16 protein-coding genes and 1 tRNA gene are annotated in these 14,247 nt (G+C 67.6%); 6 read left to right on the top strand and 11 right to left on the bottom strand.

Going from position 1 to position 14,247, the window contains the following annotated elements:
* Genes G6N49_RS07660 through G6N49_RS07650 form a run of 3 tightly spaced genes read left to right on the top strand, consistent with a single transcriptional unit; the run spans position 1 to position 2,382 of the window.
* The gene (locus G6N49_RS07660; protein ID WP_011855928.1) at positions 1 to 672 is read left to right on the top strand and encodes an alpha/beta fold hydrolase; all 672 of its coding nucleotides are present in this window, start codon (positions 1 to 3) and stop codon (positions 670 to 672) included.
* Between the two features lie 46 nt (positions 673 to 718).
* Positions 719 to 1,186, top strand: coding sequence for a Zn-ribbon domain-containing OB-fold protein (locus tag G6N49_RS07655; RefSeq protein ID WP_083045265.1), 468 nt, complete (start codon positions 719 to 721; stop codon positions 1,184 to 1,186).
* Positions 1,183 to 2,382 carry a lipid-transfer protein gene (locus G6N49_RS07650; protein ID WP_011855930.1) on the top strand — a complete coding sequence of 400 codons (1,200 nt, stop codon included), beginning with the start codon at positions 1,183 to 1,185 and terminating at the stop codon, positions 2,380 to 2,382. The genes G6N49_RS07655 and G6N49_RS07650 overlap by 4 nt, the downstream gene beginning before the upstream one ends.
* 21 nt (positions 2,383 to 2,403) lie before the next feature.
* On the opposite strand, the gene G6N49_RS07645 is transcribed toward G6N49_RS07650, so the two are convergent.
* The 6 genes from G6N49_RS07645 to G6N49_RS07620 form a co-directional block, all read right to left on the bottom strand.
* Positions 2,404 to 3,147 (bottom strand): ABC transporter ATP-binding protein, encoded by a 744-nt coding sequence (locus tag G6N49_RS07645; RefSeq protein WP_011855931.1) that lies wholly within the window; start codon positions 3,145 to 3,147, stop codon positions 2,404 to 2,406.
* Positions 3,131 to 3,958: an ABC transporter ATP-binding protein gene (locus tag G6N49_RS07640; protein ID WP_011855932.1), complete on the bottom strand. Its 828-nt coding sequence runs from the start codon at positions 3,956 to 3,958 to the stop codon at positions 3,131 to 3,133. Before G6N49_RS07640 ends, G6N49_RS07645 begins: the two co-directional genes overlap by 17 nt.
* A complete protein-coding gene (locus G6N49_RS07635; RefSeq protein WP_011855933.1) occupies positions 3,955 to 5,127 on the bottom strand; it encodes a branched-chain amino acid ABC transporter permease in 1,173 nt (390 codons plus the stop codon). Before G6N49_RS07635 ends, G6N49_RS07640 begins: the two co-directional genes overlap by 4 nt.
* 104 nt (positions 5,128 to 5,231) lie before the next feature.
* Positions 5,232 to 6,269 (bottom strand): branched-chain amino acid ABC transporter permease, encoded by a 1,038-nt coding sequence (locus tag G6N49_RS07630; RefSeq protein WP_011855934.1) that lies wholly within the window; start codon positions 6,267 to 6,269, stop codon positions 5,232 to 5,234.
* 84 nt (positions 6,270 to 6,353) lie between these two features.
* A complete protein-coding gene (locus G6N49_RS07625; RefSeq protein WP_011560413.1) occupies positions 6,354 to 7,565 on the bottom strand; it encodes a branched-chain amino acid ABC transporter substrate-binding protein in 1,212 nt (403 codons plus the stop codon).
* Between the two features lie 134 nt (positions 7,566 to 7,699).
* Positions 7,700 to 8,323 carry a two-component system response regulator PdtaR gene (locus tag G6N49_RS07620; protein ID WP_041925083.1) on the bottom strand — a complete coding sequence of 208 codons (624 nt, stop codon included), beginning with the start codon at positions 8,321 to 8,323 and terminating at the stop codon, positions 7,700 to 7,702.
* Positions 8,324 to 8,393: 70 nt separating this feature from the next.
* Here G6N49_RS07620 and G6N49_RS07615 point away from each other — a divergent pair.
* Positions 8,394 to 8,470: transfer RNA gene (locus G6N49_RS07615), tRNA-Leu, on the top strand.
* A 115-nt stretch (positions 8,471 to 8,585) separates the two neighbouring features.
* On the opposite strand, the gene G6N49_RS07610 is transcribed toward G6N49_RS07615, so the two are convergent.
* Together G6N49_RS07610 and G6N49_RS07605 are read right to left on the bottom strand one after the other, a co-directional pair.
* Positions 8,586 to 9,002, bottom strand: coding sequence for a cupredoxin domain-containing protein (locus G6N49_RS07610; RefSeq protein WP_011855936.1), 417 nt, complete (start codon positions 9,000 to 9,002; stop codon positions 8,586 to 8,588).
* 125 nt (positions 9,003 to 9,127) lie between these two features.
* Entirely contained in the window at positions 9,128 to 9,346 is a 219-nt protein-coding gene (locus G6N49_RS07605; protein WP_011768268.1) for a hypothetical protein, read from the bottom strand.
* A gap of 337 nt (positions 9,347 to 9,683) precedes the next feature.
* Here G6N49_RS07605 and G6N49_RS29415 point away from each other — a divergent pair, with 337 nt between their 5' ends.
* The gene (locus tag G6N49_RS29415) at positions 9,684 to 9,887 is read left to right on the top strand and encodes a hypothetical protein (RefSeq protein WP_225891953.1); all 204 of its coding nucleotides are present in this window, start codon (positions 9,684 to 9,686) and stop codon (positions 9,885 to 9,887) included.
* A 28-nt stretch (positions 9,888 to 9,915) separates the two neighbouring features.
* On the opposite strand, the gene speB is transcribed toward G6N49_RS29415, so the two are convergent.
* Positions 9,916 to 10,857 (bottom strand): agmatinase, encoded by a 942-nt coding sequence (speB, locus tag G6N49_RS07595; protein WP_011560417.1) that lies wholly within the window; start codon positions 10,855 to 10,857, stop codon positions 9,916 to 9,918.
* Between the two features lie 58 nt (positions 10,858 to 10,915).
* Between speB and G6N49_RS07590 the strand changes: the two genes are divergently transcribed.
* The gene (locus G6N49_RS07590) at positions 10,916 to 12,235 is read left to right on the top strand and encodes an adenylate/guanylate cyclase domain-containing protein (RefSeq protein ID WP_011855939.1); all 1,320 of its coding nucleotides are present in this window, start codon (positions 10,916 to 10,918) and stop codon (positions 12,233 to 12,235) included.
* On the opposite strand, the gene G6N49_RS07585 is transcribed toward G6N49_RS07590, so the two are convergent.
* Together G6N49_RS07585 and G6N49_RS07580 are read right to left on the bottom strand one after the other, a co-directional pair.
* Positions 12,201 to 13,793, bottom strand: a complete 1,593-nt coding sequence (locus G6N49_RS07585; RefSeq protein ID WP_011855940.1) for a phytoene desaturase family protein — start codon at positions 13,791 to 13,793, stop codon at positions 12,201 to 12,203. The genes G6N49_RS07590 and G6N49_RS07585 overlap by 35 nt on opposite strands.
* The gene (locus G6N49_RS07580) at positions 13,780 to 14,226 is read right to left on the bottom strand and encodes an SRPBCC family protein (RefSeq protein WP_011855941.1); all 447 of its coding nucleotides are present in this window, start codon (positions 14,224 to 14,226) and stop codon (positions 13,780 to 13,782) included. The genes G6N49_RS07585 and G6N49_RS07580 overlap by 14 nt, the downstream gene beginning before the upstream one ends.
* Positions 14,227 to 14,247: the final 21 nt, after the last annotated feature.

Here is a 14,247-nt window from a genome sequence, read left to right as displayed (position 1 = left end):
ATGGCCACCTTCGTTCTCATTCCCGGCGCCTGCCACGGCGCGTGGTGTTTCGACGATCTCGTCGGTGCGCTGCGCAACCGCGGACACCGCGCCGACGCCCACACCCTCACCGGCGTCGCCGAGCGAGCGCACCTCGCTCATGCGGGGGTGAATCTCGACACCCACATCACCGACATGTGCGAGGCTGTGGCCGCCATGCCCGACGACGATCTGGTGCTCGTCGGACACAGCTACGGCGGCATGGTCATCACCGCCGTCGCCGACCGGATGCCCGACCGGGTCGACGCGCTGGTGTACCTGGACGCCCTGGTCCCCCGAGACGGCGAATCCTGTTGGGACCTGGTCAATGACGCCGAGCGGCAGTGGTATCTCGGTGTCGACGACACCGGCTACGGCGTCCCGCCGCTGCCGTTCTTCGACGACCGTGCGTCATCGCATCCGCTGGCCTCGCTGCTGCAGCCGATCCGCCTCGCCGGCGGTGCGGACGGCGTCCGCCGGCGCGACTACGCCTACGCGCTCAACTGGCCCGGCCAATCACCCATGCGGCGGTCGTATGAGCGCGTGCGCGACGATCCCGCGTGGACCGTGCACGAACTCGACGGCAAACACAATCTGATGCGCGACAACCCTGACGATCTGCTGCGCATACTGCTCGCCGCCGCCGCCCACTGACTGGAACACGTTTCAGTTTTGCCGGTCCACTGGGTACGCTGACCGCGTGTCAGCAGCTTCCACGCAACCGGCGATCGACGGCTGGTTCGCCACCGATGGGTCCGGTGAGGCCTATCTGATCGGCGGCAGGTGCCATCAGTGCGGAACCTATGTCTTCCCTCCGCGGGCGAACAACTGCCCCAACCCCGCCTGCGACGGCGACGACCTCGCGCAGGTCCCGCTGTCCCGGCGCGGAAAGTTGTGGAGCTACACCGAGAATCGGTACGCACCGCCGCCGCCGTACCCGTCACCGGATCCGTTCGAGCCCTTCGCCGTCGCCGCGGTCGAACTGGCCGACGAGGGTCTGATCGTGCTCGGGAAAGTGGTCGAGGGGACACTCGCCGCCGATCTGAAGGTCGGCATGGAGATGGAGCTGACCACGATGCCGCTCTACACCGACGACGACGGCGTCGACCGGATCGTCTACGCGTGGCGGATCGCGGACGCGAGGAGCGGGGAGGGTCGAGCCCGATGAGCCCCGAACCCGTCTACATCCTCGGAGCGGGTATGCACCCCTGGGGCAAATGGGGCCGTGACTTCACCGAGTACGGCGTGGTGGCCGCCCGCGCCGCGCTGGCCGAGGCCGGCCTGGACTGGCGCCAGATCCAGCTGGTGGCCGGCGCCGACACCATCCGCAACGGATACCCCGGCTTCGTCGCCGGGTCGACGTTCGCCCAGAAGCTGGGCTGGAACGGCGTGCCCGTCACCTCGAGCTACGCCGCGTGCGCCAGCGGATCGCAGGCCCTGCAGAGCGCCCGCGCACAGATCCTCGCCGGATTCTGCGATGTCGCGCTGGTGATCGGCGCGGACACGACCCCGAAGGGGTTCTTCGCCCCCGTCGGCGGCGAACGCAAGAACGACCCCGACTGGCAGCGCTTCCACCTCATCGGCGCGACCAACACCGTCTACTTCGCGATGCTCGCGCGCCGGCGGATGGACCTGTACGGCGCGACCCTCGAGGATTTCGCCCAGGTGAAGGTCAAGAACGCCCGCCACGGCCTGGACAACCCGAACGCCCGCTACCGCAAGGAATCCTCCGTCGAGGACGTCCTGGCCAGCCCGGTGGTGTCGGATCCGCTCCGACTGCTGGACATCTGCGCGACGTCGGACGGCGCGGCGGCGCTGATCGTGGCCAGCAGGTCGTTCGCCGAGAAGCACCTCGGATCGGTCGAGGGTGTGCCCTCGGTGCGTGCGGTGAGCCTGCAGACTCCGCAGTACCCGCAGCACCTGCCCGAATTGCCCGATATCGCAACCGATTCCACGGCGGTGGTGCCGGCACCCGAGCGGGTGTTCAAGGACCAGATCCTCGACGCGGCCTACGCCGAAGCCGGGATCGGGCCGGAGGATCTGAGCGTCGCCGAGGTCTACGACCTGTCCACCGCCCTGGAACTCGACTGGTACGAACACCTGGGCCTGTGCCCGAAAGGCGAAGCCGAGGCCCTGCTGCGCAGCGGGGCGACGACGATCGGCGGCCGGATCCCGGTCAACCCGTCCGGCGGGCTGGCGTGTTTCGGTGAGGCCATTCCCGCCCAGGCGATCGCCCAGGTCTGCGAATTGACCTGGCAGCTCAAGGGTCAGGCCACCGGCCGGCAGGTCGAGGGCGCCAAGGTCGGCGTCACCGCCAACCAGGGTCTGTTCGGCCACGGCTCGTCGGTGGTCGTCGCCCGTTAGCGAGTCTCGGCGGACAACGGGTCAGGCGACACCCAGGTAGGCCGCGCGAACGCTGTCGTCGTGCAGCAGTTCCCGCGCGTTTCCGGTGCGGGTGACCTCCCCGGTCTCGAGGATGTACGCCCGATCGGAGCGTGACAGTGCCTGCTGCGCGTTCTGCTCCACCAGCAGCACCGTCGTGCCCCGGGAGTTGATGTCGGCGATGATCTTGAAAATCTGCGAGATCACCATCGGGGCAAGGCCCATCGACGGTTCGTCGAGCAGCAGTACCTTCGGCCGCGCCATCAACGCCCGCCCGATCGCCAGCATCTGCTGTTCGCCGCCCGACAGCGTCCCTCCCACCTGGGAACGCCGCTCCGCCAGCCGCGGGAACGTCTCGAACACCCAGTCCAACTGCTCACGATGCTCGGCCTTGGTGTCGAATTTCCGCGCGTAGCAGCCCATCTCGAGATTCTCGGTGACCGTCATACCGGGGAAGACACCGCGGCCCTCCGGCGCCTGGATCAGCCCGTCGGTCACCCGGCGGTGCGCCTTCACACGAGAGATGTCCCTGCCGTCGAACCACACCGATCCCGACGTGAGCGGACGCAGCCCCGAGATCGCCCGCATCATCGTGGTCTTACCCGCACCGTTGGACCCCAGCAGCGTGACCAGTTCGCCTTCGTGCACCTTCAGCGACACCCCGTGCAGCGCCCGGATCCGGCCGTAGTGCACGACGATGTCGCGGACCTCGAGCAGGACCTTGCGGTCCTCAACCGATTTCGTCATCAGGCACTCCCAGGTAGGCGGCGATGACCTTGGGGTCCTCGCGGATCTCGGCAGGCAGTCCGTCGGCGATCTTGCGCCCGAACTCCAGGACGACGATCCGGTCGGTCACACCCATCACCAGCCGCATGTCGTGTTCGATGAGCAGCACGGTGTATCCGTCGTCGCGGATCTTGCGGATCAGGTCGATCAGCGCCGCCTTCTCCGCGGGGTTGAAGCCGGCCGCGGGTTCGTCGAGGCACAGCAGCTTGGGTTCGGTGGCGAGCGCGCGGGCGATCTCGAGCCGCCGCTGATCGCCGTAGGGAAGGTTCTTCGCCTTCTCCTCACCGCGGTGTGCGATGCCGACGAAATGGAGCAGCGCCGCCGACCGCTCGATCGCCGACTTCTCCTCCCGGCGATGGCGCGGCGTGCGGACCAGCGCGCCGGGCACCGAGGTCAGGTGCCGGGCGTCGGTGCCGACCATGACGTTCTCCAGCGCCGTCATCTCGCCGAACAGCCGGATGTTCTGGAACGTCCGGGCGATGCCGCGGCGGGTGATCTGGTGGCGTTTGATGCGGCCGAGCGGTTTACCGTCGAAGGTCACCGAACCCGAACTGGGCCGGTAGACACCGGTGATGGCGTTGAAGCAGGTGGTCTTGCCCGCGCCGTTCGGTCCGATCAGCCCGAGGATCTCCCCGCGCCTGATGCCGAAGGTCACCGAATCCAGCGCGGTCAACCCGCCGAACTTCACGGTGAGGTCGTGGGTCTGCAGCAGCGTCTCGCCCTCGGCCGCCGCGATCTCCCGGTGCACACCGGCGAGGTCCTCGATCGTCATCGCATCGCCCCCTCGTTCTCGCCGGGCGCGCGGCGCAACATGTCACGTGCGGCCCTGCCGTAGGCGAGCAGTTGCTGACGCGCCGGGAACAGCCCCTGCGGGCGGAAGATCATCAACACCACCAGGGCCAGGCCGAAGAACAGATACTTCAGGTCGCCGAGGTTGATGCCCAGGAAGTGAACGCCGAGAAGGCGATTCGGCAGGTAGACGATGATGAATGCACCGAAGATCACGCCCAGCTTGTTGCCCTGCCCGCCGAGGACGACCGCACACAGGAACAGCATCGAGTTGATGATGTTGAACGTCGGTGGCGCCACGTACTGGACCTGGCCGGCGTACAGCGCCCCGGACAGTCCGCCGATCGCGGCGCCGATCACGAACGCCCAGAGTTTGAAGCGGAAGGTGTTGACCCCCATGACCTCCGCGGCGTCCTCGTCCTCGCGCACCGCCACCCACGCCCGGCCGACCCTGCTGCGTTCGAGGTTGCCGACCAGCAGCAGGATCCCGACGATGAGCAGCAGGCCCAGCCAGAACCACCAGGTGCCGTAGTTCGCCTCCCCCGTCGAGTTGGCCCGGGAGAACACGCCTTCGGGGAGCCGCTCACTCTCCCCCACCCGGGGGTACTCGACCTCGTTGAGGCCGCGAGGCCCGTTGGTGACATCGGAGAGGTTGTCGGCGAGCAGGCGGATGATCTCCCCGAATCCGAGGGTGACGATCGCCAGGTAGTCACCGCGCAACCGCAGTGTCGGCGTGCCCAGGATGAGTCCGGCGAGCGCCGTCACGGCCATCGCCAGCGGCACACACGCCAGCCACGCCCAGTCGGTGGTGAACCAGCCGCCGGGACCGGCCTGGTTCCACGGGCTGCTGGGACTGGTCAGCAGAGCGACGGTGTAGGCGCCGACCGCGTAGAAGCCGACATAGCCGAGATCGAGTAGGCCGGCCTGTCCCACAACGACATTGAGGCCGATCGCGATGATCGCGACCATAGCGAACTGAGCCATGGTGCCGCCGAAGCTGATACCGGGGGTGTCCAGCCATGACGGCGTGAAGATGGGCAGCAGCCCGATCGCCAGGAAGACGACGGCGCCGACCACCCACTTCTGGACCCGGGTCAGGTTCGCCCACCACTCGCGCAGGCGGTCACGGGTGCGAAGGACCCGCCTCCACACCGGACGCAACCGTTCCCACACCGGTCGCGTGCGCTCGACGAGGACCGCCCACACGGCCCGCACGCGCATGACGAGCGCCTGCCACACGTTCGCCCGTTGACCGCTCATACCCGCGCCTTCCCGAGGCTCTCACCGAGTATGCCGGTGGGGCGGAAGAGCAGGACCAGAACCAGCAGGACGAAGGCGACGACGTCACGCCACTGGGTACCGAACACCGCCTGCCCGTAGTTCTCCATGACACCCAGGATGAGCCCGCCGAGCAGCGCACCGCGCAGGTTGCCGATGCCGCCGAGCACCGCGGCGGAGAACGCCTTGATACCGAGCAGAAAACCGCCGGAGTAGATGATGCCCTGCGGCACCTTGAGGGTGTAGAGCAGCGCCGCGGCCCCGGCCAGCAGACCGCCGATCATGAACGTCAGCATGATCACCCGTTCCCGGGACACCCCCATCAGGGTCGCGGTGTTCGGATCCTGCGCCACCGCGCGGATGCCGCGTCCGAACTTGGTGCGGTTGATGGCGATGTCGGTCAGCAGCGCGAAGAGCAGGGCCGCCCCGATGATGACCAGCGTGATGTTGGAGACCGACGCGCCGAAGATCTCGAACTGGGTCTTGGGTTGCACCAGCGTGATCGGCTGCTGGGCGTTGCTGCCGCCGTAACCCTTGATGATCTTCGGCAGGATGAAGTGGACGAATTCCTGCAGCACGAACGACATGCCGATGGCGGTGATGAGGAATGTCAGCGGCCGCGCCCCGCGTCTTCGCAGCGGCCGGTAGGCCACCGCCTCGAGACCGACGGCCGCCGATCCGGACACCAGCATCGCGAACAGCATCGCGATCACCAGGTACAGCACCGTCAGCGCGATGCCCTTGTTGTAGGCATTGCCGGACGGGGTGAATCCCAGGATGAAGTCGAGGCAGAAGTACGCGCCGAACATCCCCAGCATGAAGATCTCGGAGTGCGCGAAGTTGATCAGCCGCAGCACGCCGAACACCAGCGTGTAACCGACCGCCACCAGGGCGTAGATGGCGCCCCAGGACAATCCGTCGATCGTCAACTGCCAGAAGCCGTTTCGCAGGCCCTCCAGGTTGAAGCTGATATTCGCCGCCAGACAGGCGTACTGGTCGACGCACTCGGCGATCATCGGTGCGGTGGGCTCCTCGCGCGGTGGGAGTGCTAAACGAAACGCGTCCGAGCCAACTGGTTCGGACGCGTCTCGCCTAGTCGATCACTGGACCTTGTACATCCAGATCAGGGTGGTGGTGAGCTCACCCTGCGGTGTCCACTGATAGTTGCGCGCCACACCCTGGCCGTTGTAGTTGCGCACGTAGTCCAGCAGCGCCTGGCGGGTGATGGCCCCGGAATCGATGCCCTTGACCAGGATGGTGCCCAGGTCGTAGCCCTCGGTGCTGTAGGTGCCGGGCTCCTGGCCGAACTTCTGGTTGTACTCGTCGGCGAAGCCGCCGGTGGCCGGGCCGCACGGGCACGACAGCAACGCGTCCTTGGACGCCTCACCGGCCTGCTTGACGAACTCCGGATCCTTGGTGCCGTCGGCGCTGACGAACGTGCCCTCGAAACCGCCGTCCTTGAGCTGCTGGACGAACGGCGCCGCCTCGGCGTAGTAGCCGCTGAAGAACACCGACTGCGGGCTCGCTCCCTTGACCTGGGTGACGGCGGCGGAGAAGTCCTTGTCGCCCTTCTTCACCGAGATGTTGCACGCCGGATCGGCGACGGGCCCGAGGGTTTCGCGGACCGCCTGAGCCAGGCCCAGGCCGTAGTCGGTGCTGTCGTCGACGACGCACACCTTCTGGTGACCGAGCGTGTTCTTCAGATAGTTGGCGACCGACGGGCCCTGCACACCGTCGTTGGCCAGGCCGCGGAAGAACGTCCGCCACCCCTTCTCCGACAGCGTGACGTTGGTGGCCGAGGCGGTGGCCGCGACCAGGCCGGCCTGGTTGAACACGTCGCCGGTGGCGTTGGTCTCACCCGAGAAGGCCGGGCCGACAAGGCCGATCGTGTACTGGTCGTCGACGATCTGCGGGGCGATCGCGCTGGCCTTCTGCGGGTCACCCTCGGTGTCGAACGTCTTGAGCTGGACCTGGCAGCCGGGGTTGGCCGCGTTGTGCTTGTCGACGGCGAGCTGCACACCGTTCTTGATGTTGATGCCCAGGGCCGCGTCCGGGCCGTTGAGCGCCCCGGCCATCGCGATCGACAGCGGTGGGCAGGTCGCCTTGCCGTCACCGGCGGGATCCGCCGGGGCGGCTCCTTCGGCGGCCTTGACCTCCGCGCCGTTCTCGTCGATCTGGACCTGCTCGACGATCTTCAGATTCGTCTGCGCCGCTTCCTCTTCGGGTGTCGATTGACTGCAGGCGCCGAGCGCGAGCGCCAAAAGTCCCGCACTTCCGAAAGCGAATGCGTTCCGTGCCACGCGACCGCGCACGTTTCACCTCCTGGTCGATGTTGTCATCGGCATCGACTCCCGCGACCGGATCGGCCGCAGGGCGCTGACGCTTCCGGTAGAACATAGCCAACACCTGGCCATATCGCGTGTTGTTGGAAAAGGCGTGGCGCGCCCTACCCGGCGGACGGCTCGCTTTTCGGGGCGTCCAGCGTCTCGAGCACCACCTCGGCCACCCGCTTCATGGTGGTCCTGCGGTCCATCGCTGCGCGCTGGATCCACTTGAAGGCTTCCGGCTCCGTCATGCCCTGGTTGGCCTGCAACAGCCCCTTCGCCCGCTCGACGAGCTTGCGCGTCTCCAGCCGGTCCGAGAGCGTCGCGACCTCCTGCTCGAGTGCGTGGATCTCGCTGAAGCGGCTGACCGCCACCTCGATGGCGGGGATCAGATCGTTGACGTTGAACGGTTTGACCAGATACGCCATCGCCCCGGCGTCGCGTGCCCGCTCGACGAGATCGCGCTGGCTGAAGGCGGTGAGGATGACGATCGGGGCGATCCGCTTGCTCGCGATCTCCGAGGCGGCATCGATCCCGTCGCGACGCGGCATCTTGACGTCCATGATGACGAGGTCCGGCCGCAGTTGCTCGGCGAGTTCGACGGCTTCCTGCCCGTCGCCGGCCTCGCCGACGATCTCGTAGCCCTCGTCGCGCAGCATCTCGGCCAGGTCCATCCGGATGAGCGCCTCGTCTTCGGCGATGAGCACGCGGCGGGGCGTCGGCGCGTCGGTCGGTGAGCCGGTCATGGATGTCATTGTGGCGGTAACCCGGGCGATCAGCGACCTCGGGGCCATCCTCTATGGTGGAACACCGCAGGCCCTCGTATCCCAACTGGCAGAGGAAACGGATTCAAAACCCGTACAGTGTGAGTTCGAATCTCACCGAGGGCACCAGCAACCGCAGGTAGAAGACCCGTGAACGGGCTGCGACTCCTCGCGTTAATCCGGTTGCAGCGGCGCAGATTAGCGCGTCGGTGAGCGCTTCTGCTGGCTCGCTTTCCCGCTTGGCCTATTCGACCGTCAGCATTCCATGCATGTTGGCGTGGTACTTACAGTGAAACGGATAGGTGCCGGGCGTCGTCGGCGCGGTGAAGGACTTGATGCCGCCGCCCCCGGATATCCGCGTGTCGAACAGGCTGTTGTCGTCGGCGGTGACGGTGTGGTTGGGATCGTCTCTGTTGACGATGGTCAGCTGCTGACCCGGTCGGACAGACGTGGGCACGGTGTAGGCCATGTTCGAAATGACGATCTGGCTCTCGCTCGGTTGGGCGCCGGGTGACTCCGGCGCCGGCATCCCTGTCATCGAGGACTGCCCGTTCGGGGTACTGAGAGCAGGATCGGGCGGCGAGTCGTTGGTTCCGCCGCAGGCAGTCAGCACTGCAACACAAAAGAGAAACGGTGAGAGCAGCGTCGTGATGCGCGTCATGTAGTTGCTCTCCTCCTCGGTAGGCCGGCGTTGCTGTGGCGACCGTCAACTCCCCTGCCGCCGGAAACAACGAAGGGCCGCGCCCCAGGCGCGGCCCCGATCGGACACACTCGCAAGACTACCTACTACTGCGGCGAAATGGACCCTATGAGTCCCGCCTCGATTTCCGCCGCGGCGGTCGCGCTCTCGTCTGCCAGCCTCGTGCCGACTTCGGTCGAAACGACGAACGAGTACGCCTGGGCCAGGTTCAGCAACTCTTCGCTCTTGGCCTTCCGCGCGTGGCCTCGTATTGCTTTGAGAAGTTCTTCCGCGGTCTGGTCGGCCAGCTCTTTGAGGTCAGCCATGTCTCTCCTTCCGGGCCTGTTGCCGCAGGAGCGCGGCATGGTCGAACCTACTCGCCTCGGCGGGTGGTGACCCTGTCCGATTTCGGCTACCGGCGCGGGTGCGGGCAATTAACATGCGCATACCGGCGGGGGTCGGATCGCCAGGGTCGCGGGGTGCCGGACATATCGCGTCAAAGGGATCAATATGAGGACGTCAGCCCGTGGTGTCGCCGCATCGCTGCCTCTTGCTGTCGCTGCGGCCGCGTGGGGGCTCGCGACTGCAGCTCCGGCCGTCGCGGACCCCGGCGATTCAGCCGACACCAGCCCTGCCATCGCCGATTCCACCGCGCTACCCCTGATGCGCGCGGTCGACCCCGTTATCACCAGGGTGGACGGCATCTGGGCCGAGTTCGTGCCGCCGAATGCCAATGTGCCGAGCCCGGTCGCCGCGTTCGATCAGTTCGTCGAGCCGATCATCCCGACGACCGCCCAGATCGGTGATCTAGGCCGGCTCATCGAGCAATTCCGTCCCACGGCGATGATCACCCTCCCCGCCGGATGACCCAGGCGATGCCCGGCCGTCTGACTGCTCACCGGTTGGCGGCCAACACCGAGATGAGTTCGTAGGCCACGTGTGCGGCGGCGATCCCGGTGATCTCGGCGTGGTCGTAGGCGGGCGCGACCTCGACGATGTCCGCTCCGACCACGTTGGCACCGACCAGACTCCGCAGGGAGAGCAGCAGTTCTCTGCTCGTCATCCCGCCGGCCTCCGGCGTACCGGTACCCGGCGCGTGGGCCGGGTCGAGGACGTCGATGTCCACCGACACGTACACCGGTGCGTCTCCGATCCGCGCCCGCATACGTTCGATCACCGTGGCGAGACCCTCGAGTTGATAGTCGTCGGATCCGACGACCTGGAAGCCGAGCACCCGGTCGTCGGACAGGTCCGTGGGCGCGTACAGGGGTCCGCGGATACCGACGTGCAGGCAGTGCTCGGGATCGAGCAACCCTTCCTCGCCGGCGCGCCTGAATGGTGTGCCGTGGGTGAACGGCGCACCGAAGTAGGTGTCCCAGGTGTCGAGGTGGGCGTCGAAGTGCAGCACCGCGATCGGGCCGTGCTCGCGGTGCAGCGATCGCAGCAGTGGTAGCGCGATCGTGTGGTCGCCGCCGAGCGTCACCAGTTTCGCACCGCCGCTGCGTAATTCGTCGGAGTGCCGTTCGATGGCCGTGATGGCCTCGGCGATGTCGAAGGGGTTCACCGCGATGTCGCCGGCATCGACCACCTGTTGTACCGCAAACGGTTCGACGTCGAGGCGTGGATGGTACGTGCGGAGCAGCTTCGAGGAGGCCCGGATGTGGGCGGGACCGAATCGGGCTCCCGGTCGGTAGGACACCCCGGAGTCGAACGGCACACCCACGACCGCAACGTCGGTGCGGGTCACCTCGTCGATGCGCGGCAGGCGCGCGAAGGTGGCGGGCCCGGCAAAGCGGGGCACTTTGGTTGCGTCGACGGGGCCGATGGGTGTGTCCATGGAACCAGCCTCGTCGAGAACGCCCGATTCCGCGCGTCCCCGGCGATACGCTGCGTCAATGGCCGTCCGCGACGCTTCGCGCGCCATCTGTGTGCCCGAGGTGGCGTTGCAGAGCCGCATGCCCGCACGCACCCGGCACTACGCCGAGGCGGTCATCCGCAGGCTGCGTGTGCTGACCATCGCGACCTGGATCGCTTCGGCCGTATCCGCGCTCTTCGGCCTCTTCCAGCTCGTGCTGGGCGGTTCGGGCTGGTGGATCGGTCTGTTCAACATCGTCTGCGCGACACTGTTCCTCGGCATCCCGCTGCTGTACCGCCTCGGTGAGTTGATCGCCCCGCTGACGTTCTTCGTGCTCGCATATCTTTCGGTGACCTTCATCTGCTACTCCATCGGCACCGACTCGGGCCTGCAGTTCTACTACCTGGTCTCGGCGTCGCTGGTCGTGCTCGTGCTGGGCATCGAACGCATCGTGATGTCCGCACTGATCGTCACGGTGGGGCTGAGCGCGTGTGTCGCCATGGAACTGACGGTGCCTCAGGACCGCGGGCTCGGCCCGCCTTGGGTTCTGACGGTCGGCTTCATCCTGTCCGCCGTGTCAGCGACGCTCATGGTGTTCGCCACCGTCTGGTACGCGCTGCGGGAGACCGACCGCGCCGAACGCGCCATGGAGGACGAGTATCAGCGGTCGGAGACATTGCTGTCCAACATCCTGCCCGCCTCCGTCGCCGAGCGGCTGAAGGATCCGGCGCACGCCATCATCGCCGACCGCTACGACGACGCGTCCATCCTGTTCGCCGACATCGCCGGCTACACCAAGCGGGCCAGCGACACCTCGCCCACTGATCTGGTGCGGTTCCTCGACCGCCTCTTCACCGACCTCGACGCGCTGGTCGACCGCCACGGTCTGGAGAAGGTGAAGACCAGCGGCGACAGCTACATGGTGGTCAGCGGTGTGCCCCGGCCGCGGGCCGACCACGTCGAGGCGCTGGCCTGCCTCGCCCTCGACATGGCCGAGGCGGTCGCCGACCTGAAGGATCCGCTGGGCCGCGCGGTACCTGTTCGGATCGGCCTGGCGTCCGGACCGGTGGTCGCCGGTGTCGTGGGCGCGCGCAAGTTCTTCTACGACGTGTGGGGTGACGCCGTCAACGTGGCCGCCCGCATGGAGACCACCGACGAGGAGGGTCGAATCCAGGTGCCGCACAACGTGTATGAACGGATCAAGCACTCCTTCGTCCTCGAGGAGCGCGGCGACGTCGACGTCAAGGGCAAGGGCCTGATCCACACCTGGTACCTGGTCGGCCGACGCAACGACACCGCGGTCCGCCGGGCGGTCGAGCTTCCGGCTAACGGACGAACAGCGACATCACCAGCTGATTGATCTTTCGCCGCGGCCAGCCGGTCAGCCCGTCGCTCGCGAGCGCCGCCGTGGCGGCGTTGCGTCCGCAGACACCGTGCACCCCGCCGCCGGGGTGGGCTCCCGCGCTGCCGAGGAACAGCCCTTCGATCGGCGTCTCGGCACGGCCGAACCCCGGGGTCGGGCGGAAGATGAGCTGCTGCTGCAACTGGGCGGTACCGCCGTTGACGGCGCCGCCCACGAGGTTCGCGTCGGAAGCCGTCAGCTCCGAGGGACGCTGGATGAACTTCCCGACGACCTGATCGGTGAATCCGGGCGCGTGCTCCTCGAGCACCCGGTCGACCGCCTCGGACAATTGGTCCGCCGAGGCGTCGTCGGTGACGTCGCGCGGCAGATGCGTGTAAGCCCAGGCGCTTTCGGTGCCTTCCGGTGACCGCGTCGGATCGGCGGTGGTCATCTGGCCGAACAGCATGAAGGGATGCTCGGGGACCGTGCGGGTGTTGAGGTCGGCCATCCACCGGACCAGCCCGTCGGCGTCGGCGCCGAGGTGCACCGTGCCGACCTCGTTGAGGTTCTTCGACCGCCACGGGATCGGCGCGTCCAGCGCGTAGTTGACCTTCAGGACCGGCGTGTCCCAGGTGAAGTGCTCGAAATCCTCGAGAACTCGAGGTGGTACGGCCGTCGACGGCAGCAGCTCGCGGTACAGCGCGGGCGCGGACACGTCGGCCACCACCGCGCGCCGCGCGGCGACCGTTCGGCCGTCCGCGGTGCGCACGCCGACGGCCCGGCCGCCGCGCACCTCGATGCCGGTGACCTGCTGTCCGCAGTGGATCTGCGCCCCGGCGGATCGGGCCCGGTCGACCAGGGCGGCGGTGAGTTGTCCGGCGCCGCCGACGGGGACCGGCCATCCCCCGTCCTGCGCCATCATGATCAGCATGAAGCCCATCACGCCGCTGCCGGGCGCGTCGACAGGCACGTCGGCGTGCAGGGCGTTGCCGAGCAACAGCAGCCGGGCGGCGTCGCCGGCGAACATTTGCCGGGCCATCTCACCGACCGGCAGCACTAGCCGGTGCACCAGGCGCAGCGCCTCGGCGGCTCCCAGCGTGCGCAGCAGCCCGGCCGCCCCGCGTACCGGGGGAAACGGTGAGAAGAGGCTGCTCAGCAGCGGATCCCTGACCTGCTGCCAGAGGTCGAACAACCGCATCCAGTTGTCCCCGTCGGCCGGGTGGTGGCGCGCGAGTTCCTCGGCGGTGCGGGCGATGTCGCGGTAGATGACCGGCGCGTCCTCGTCGGCGGCCGAGCGTGGGTGTCCGACGACGGCAGGCGCGTGCGTCCACCGCAGACCGTGGTCTTCCAGGTGCAGGCCCGCCAGCACCGGCGACGCGACCGACAGCGGATAGAACGCGCTGTAGAGATCGCTGGTGTAGCCCGGGATGCGCTCGGCGCTCCGCACGGCCCCTCCGGGTTCTGGCTGCGCCTCGAGCACGACGACATCCCAGCCGGCGTCGGCCATCAGCGCCGCGGCGACCAGACCGTTGTGCCCGGCGCCGATGACGACCGCGTCGGCGCTAGCCGGCGTCACGGTCGTCGCGGCGCTCGGCGAGGAAGGCTAGACGCCGCAGTGTTTCGTTGTTGCGCGGCCAAACCGCGGCGTCGGAGAGCCGCTCGGGCATCAGCTTGCCGATGCCGCTGACCGGGAACTCCTGCATCGAGATCCGGCACCCGTCCGGAATGTCGCTCAGCTCCAGGATGATTCGCGCGCCGCCGAACGGTCGACCCTTGGCGTGCAGCACCAGCCGTTCCGGTTCGGTGGCCTCTTCCACGACGGTCTCGTCGTTGAGCAGCACCGGCCACACACCGATCGAATGGTGGATGGTGGAGCCGGATGCGGGCCAGTCGGGATCCACGGCCCGCATCCGGCTGTTGCCCACCACCCACTGCGAATACGTCCAGCCGTCGGCGATCACATCCCACACCCGTTGGCGCGGCGCAGCGATATCTCGGGTCACAGTCACGCCGGACGGGTACCCGTCACG

Origin of the sequence: Mycolicibacterium monacense (assembly GCF_010731575.1) — a bacterium.
GTDB lineage: Bacteria > Actinomycetota > Actinomycetes > Mycobacteriales > Mycobacteriaceae > Mycobacterium > Mycobacterium monacense.
The sequence above is the reverse complement of the archived record's forward strand: the minus strand, read 5'-3'. Positions and strand labels throughout refer to the sequence as shown.

What these genes read in the sequence shown, in the direction of transcription:
- G6N49_RS07660 (WP_011855928.1), top strand. Translation starts at nt 1, where the DNA reads ATGGCCACCTTCGTTCTCATTCCCGGCGCCTGCCACGGCGCGTGGTGT.
- G6N49_RS07650 (WP_011855930.1), top strand. Translation starts at nt 1,183, where the DNA reads ATGAGCCCCGAACCCGTCTACATCCTCGGAGCGGGTATGCACCCCTGG.
- G6N49_RS07645 (WP_011855931.1), bottom strand. Translation starts at nt 3,147, where the DNA reads ATGACGAAATCGGTTGAGGACCGCAAGGTCCTGCTCGAGGTCCGCGAC.
- G6N49_RS07640 (WP_011855932.1), bottom strand. Translation starts at nt 3,958, where the DNA reads ATGACGATCGAGGACCTCGCCGGTGTGCACCGGGAGATCGCGGCGGCC.
- G6N49_RS07630 (WP_011855934.1), bottom strand. Translation starts at nt 6,269, where the DNA reads ATGATCGCCGAGTGCGTCGACCAGTACGCCTGTCTGGCGGCGAATATC.
- G6N49_RS07620 (WP_041925083.1), bottom strand. Translation starts at nt 8,323, where the DNA reads ATGACCGGCTCACCGACCGACGCGCCGACGCCCCGCCGCGTGCTCATC.
- G6N49_RS07610 (WP_011855936.1), bottom strand. Translation starts at nt 9,002, where the DNA reads ATGACGCGCATCACGACGCTGCTCTCACCGTTTCTCTTTTGTGTTGCA.
- G6N49_RS07605 (WP_011768268.1), bottom strand. Translation starts at nt 9,346, where the DNA reads ATGGCTGACCTCAAAGAGCTGGCCGACCAGACCGCGGAAGAACTTCTC.
- G6N49_RS29415 (WP_225891953.1), top strand. Translation starts at nt 9,684, where the DNA reads ATGCGCGCGGTCGACCCCGTTATCACCAGGGTGGACGGCATCTGGGCC.
- speB (WP_011560417.1), bottom strand. Translation starts at nt 10,857, where the DNA reads ATGGACACACCCATCGGCCCCGTCGACGCAACCAAAGTGCCCCGCTTT.
- G6N49_RS07590 (WP_011855939.1), top strand. Translation starts at nt 10,916, where the DNA reads ATGGCCGTCCGCGACGCTTCGCGCGCCATCTGTGTGCCCGAGGTGGCG.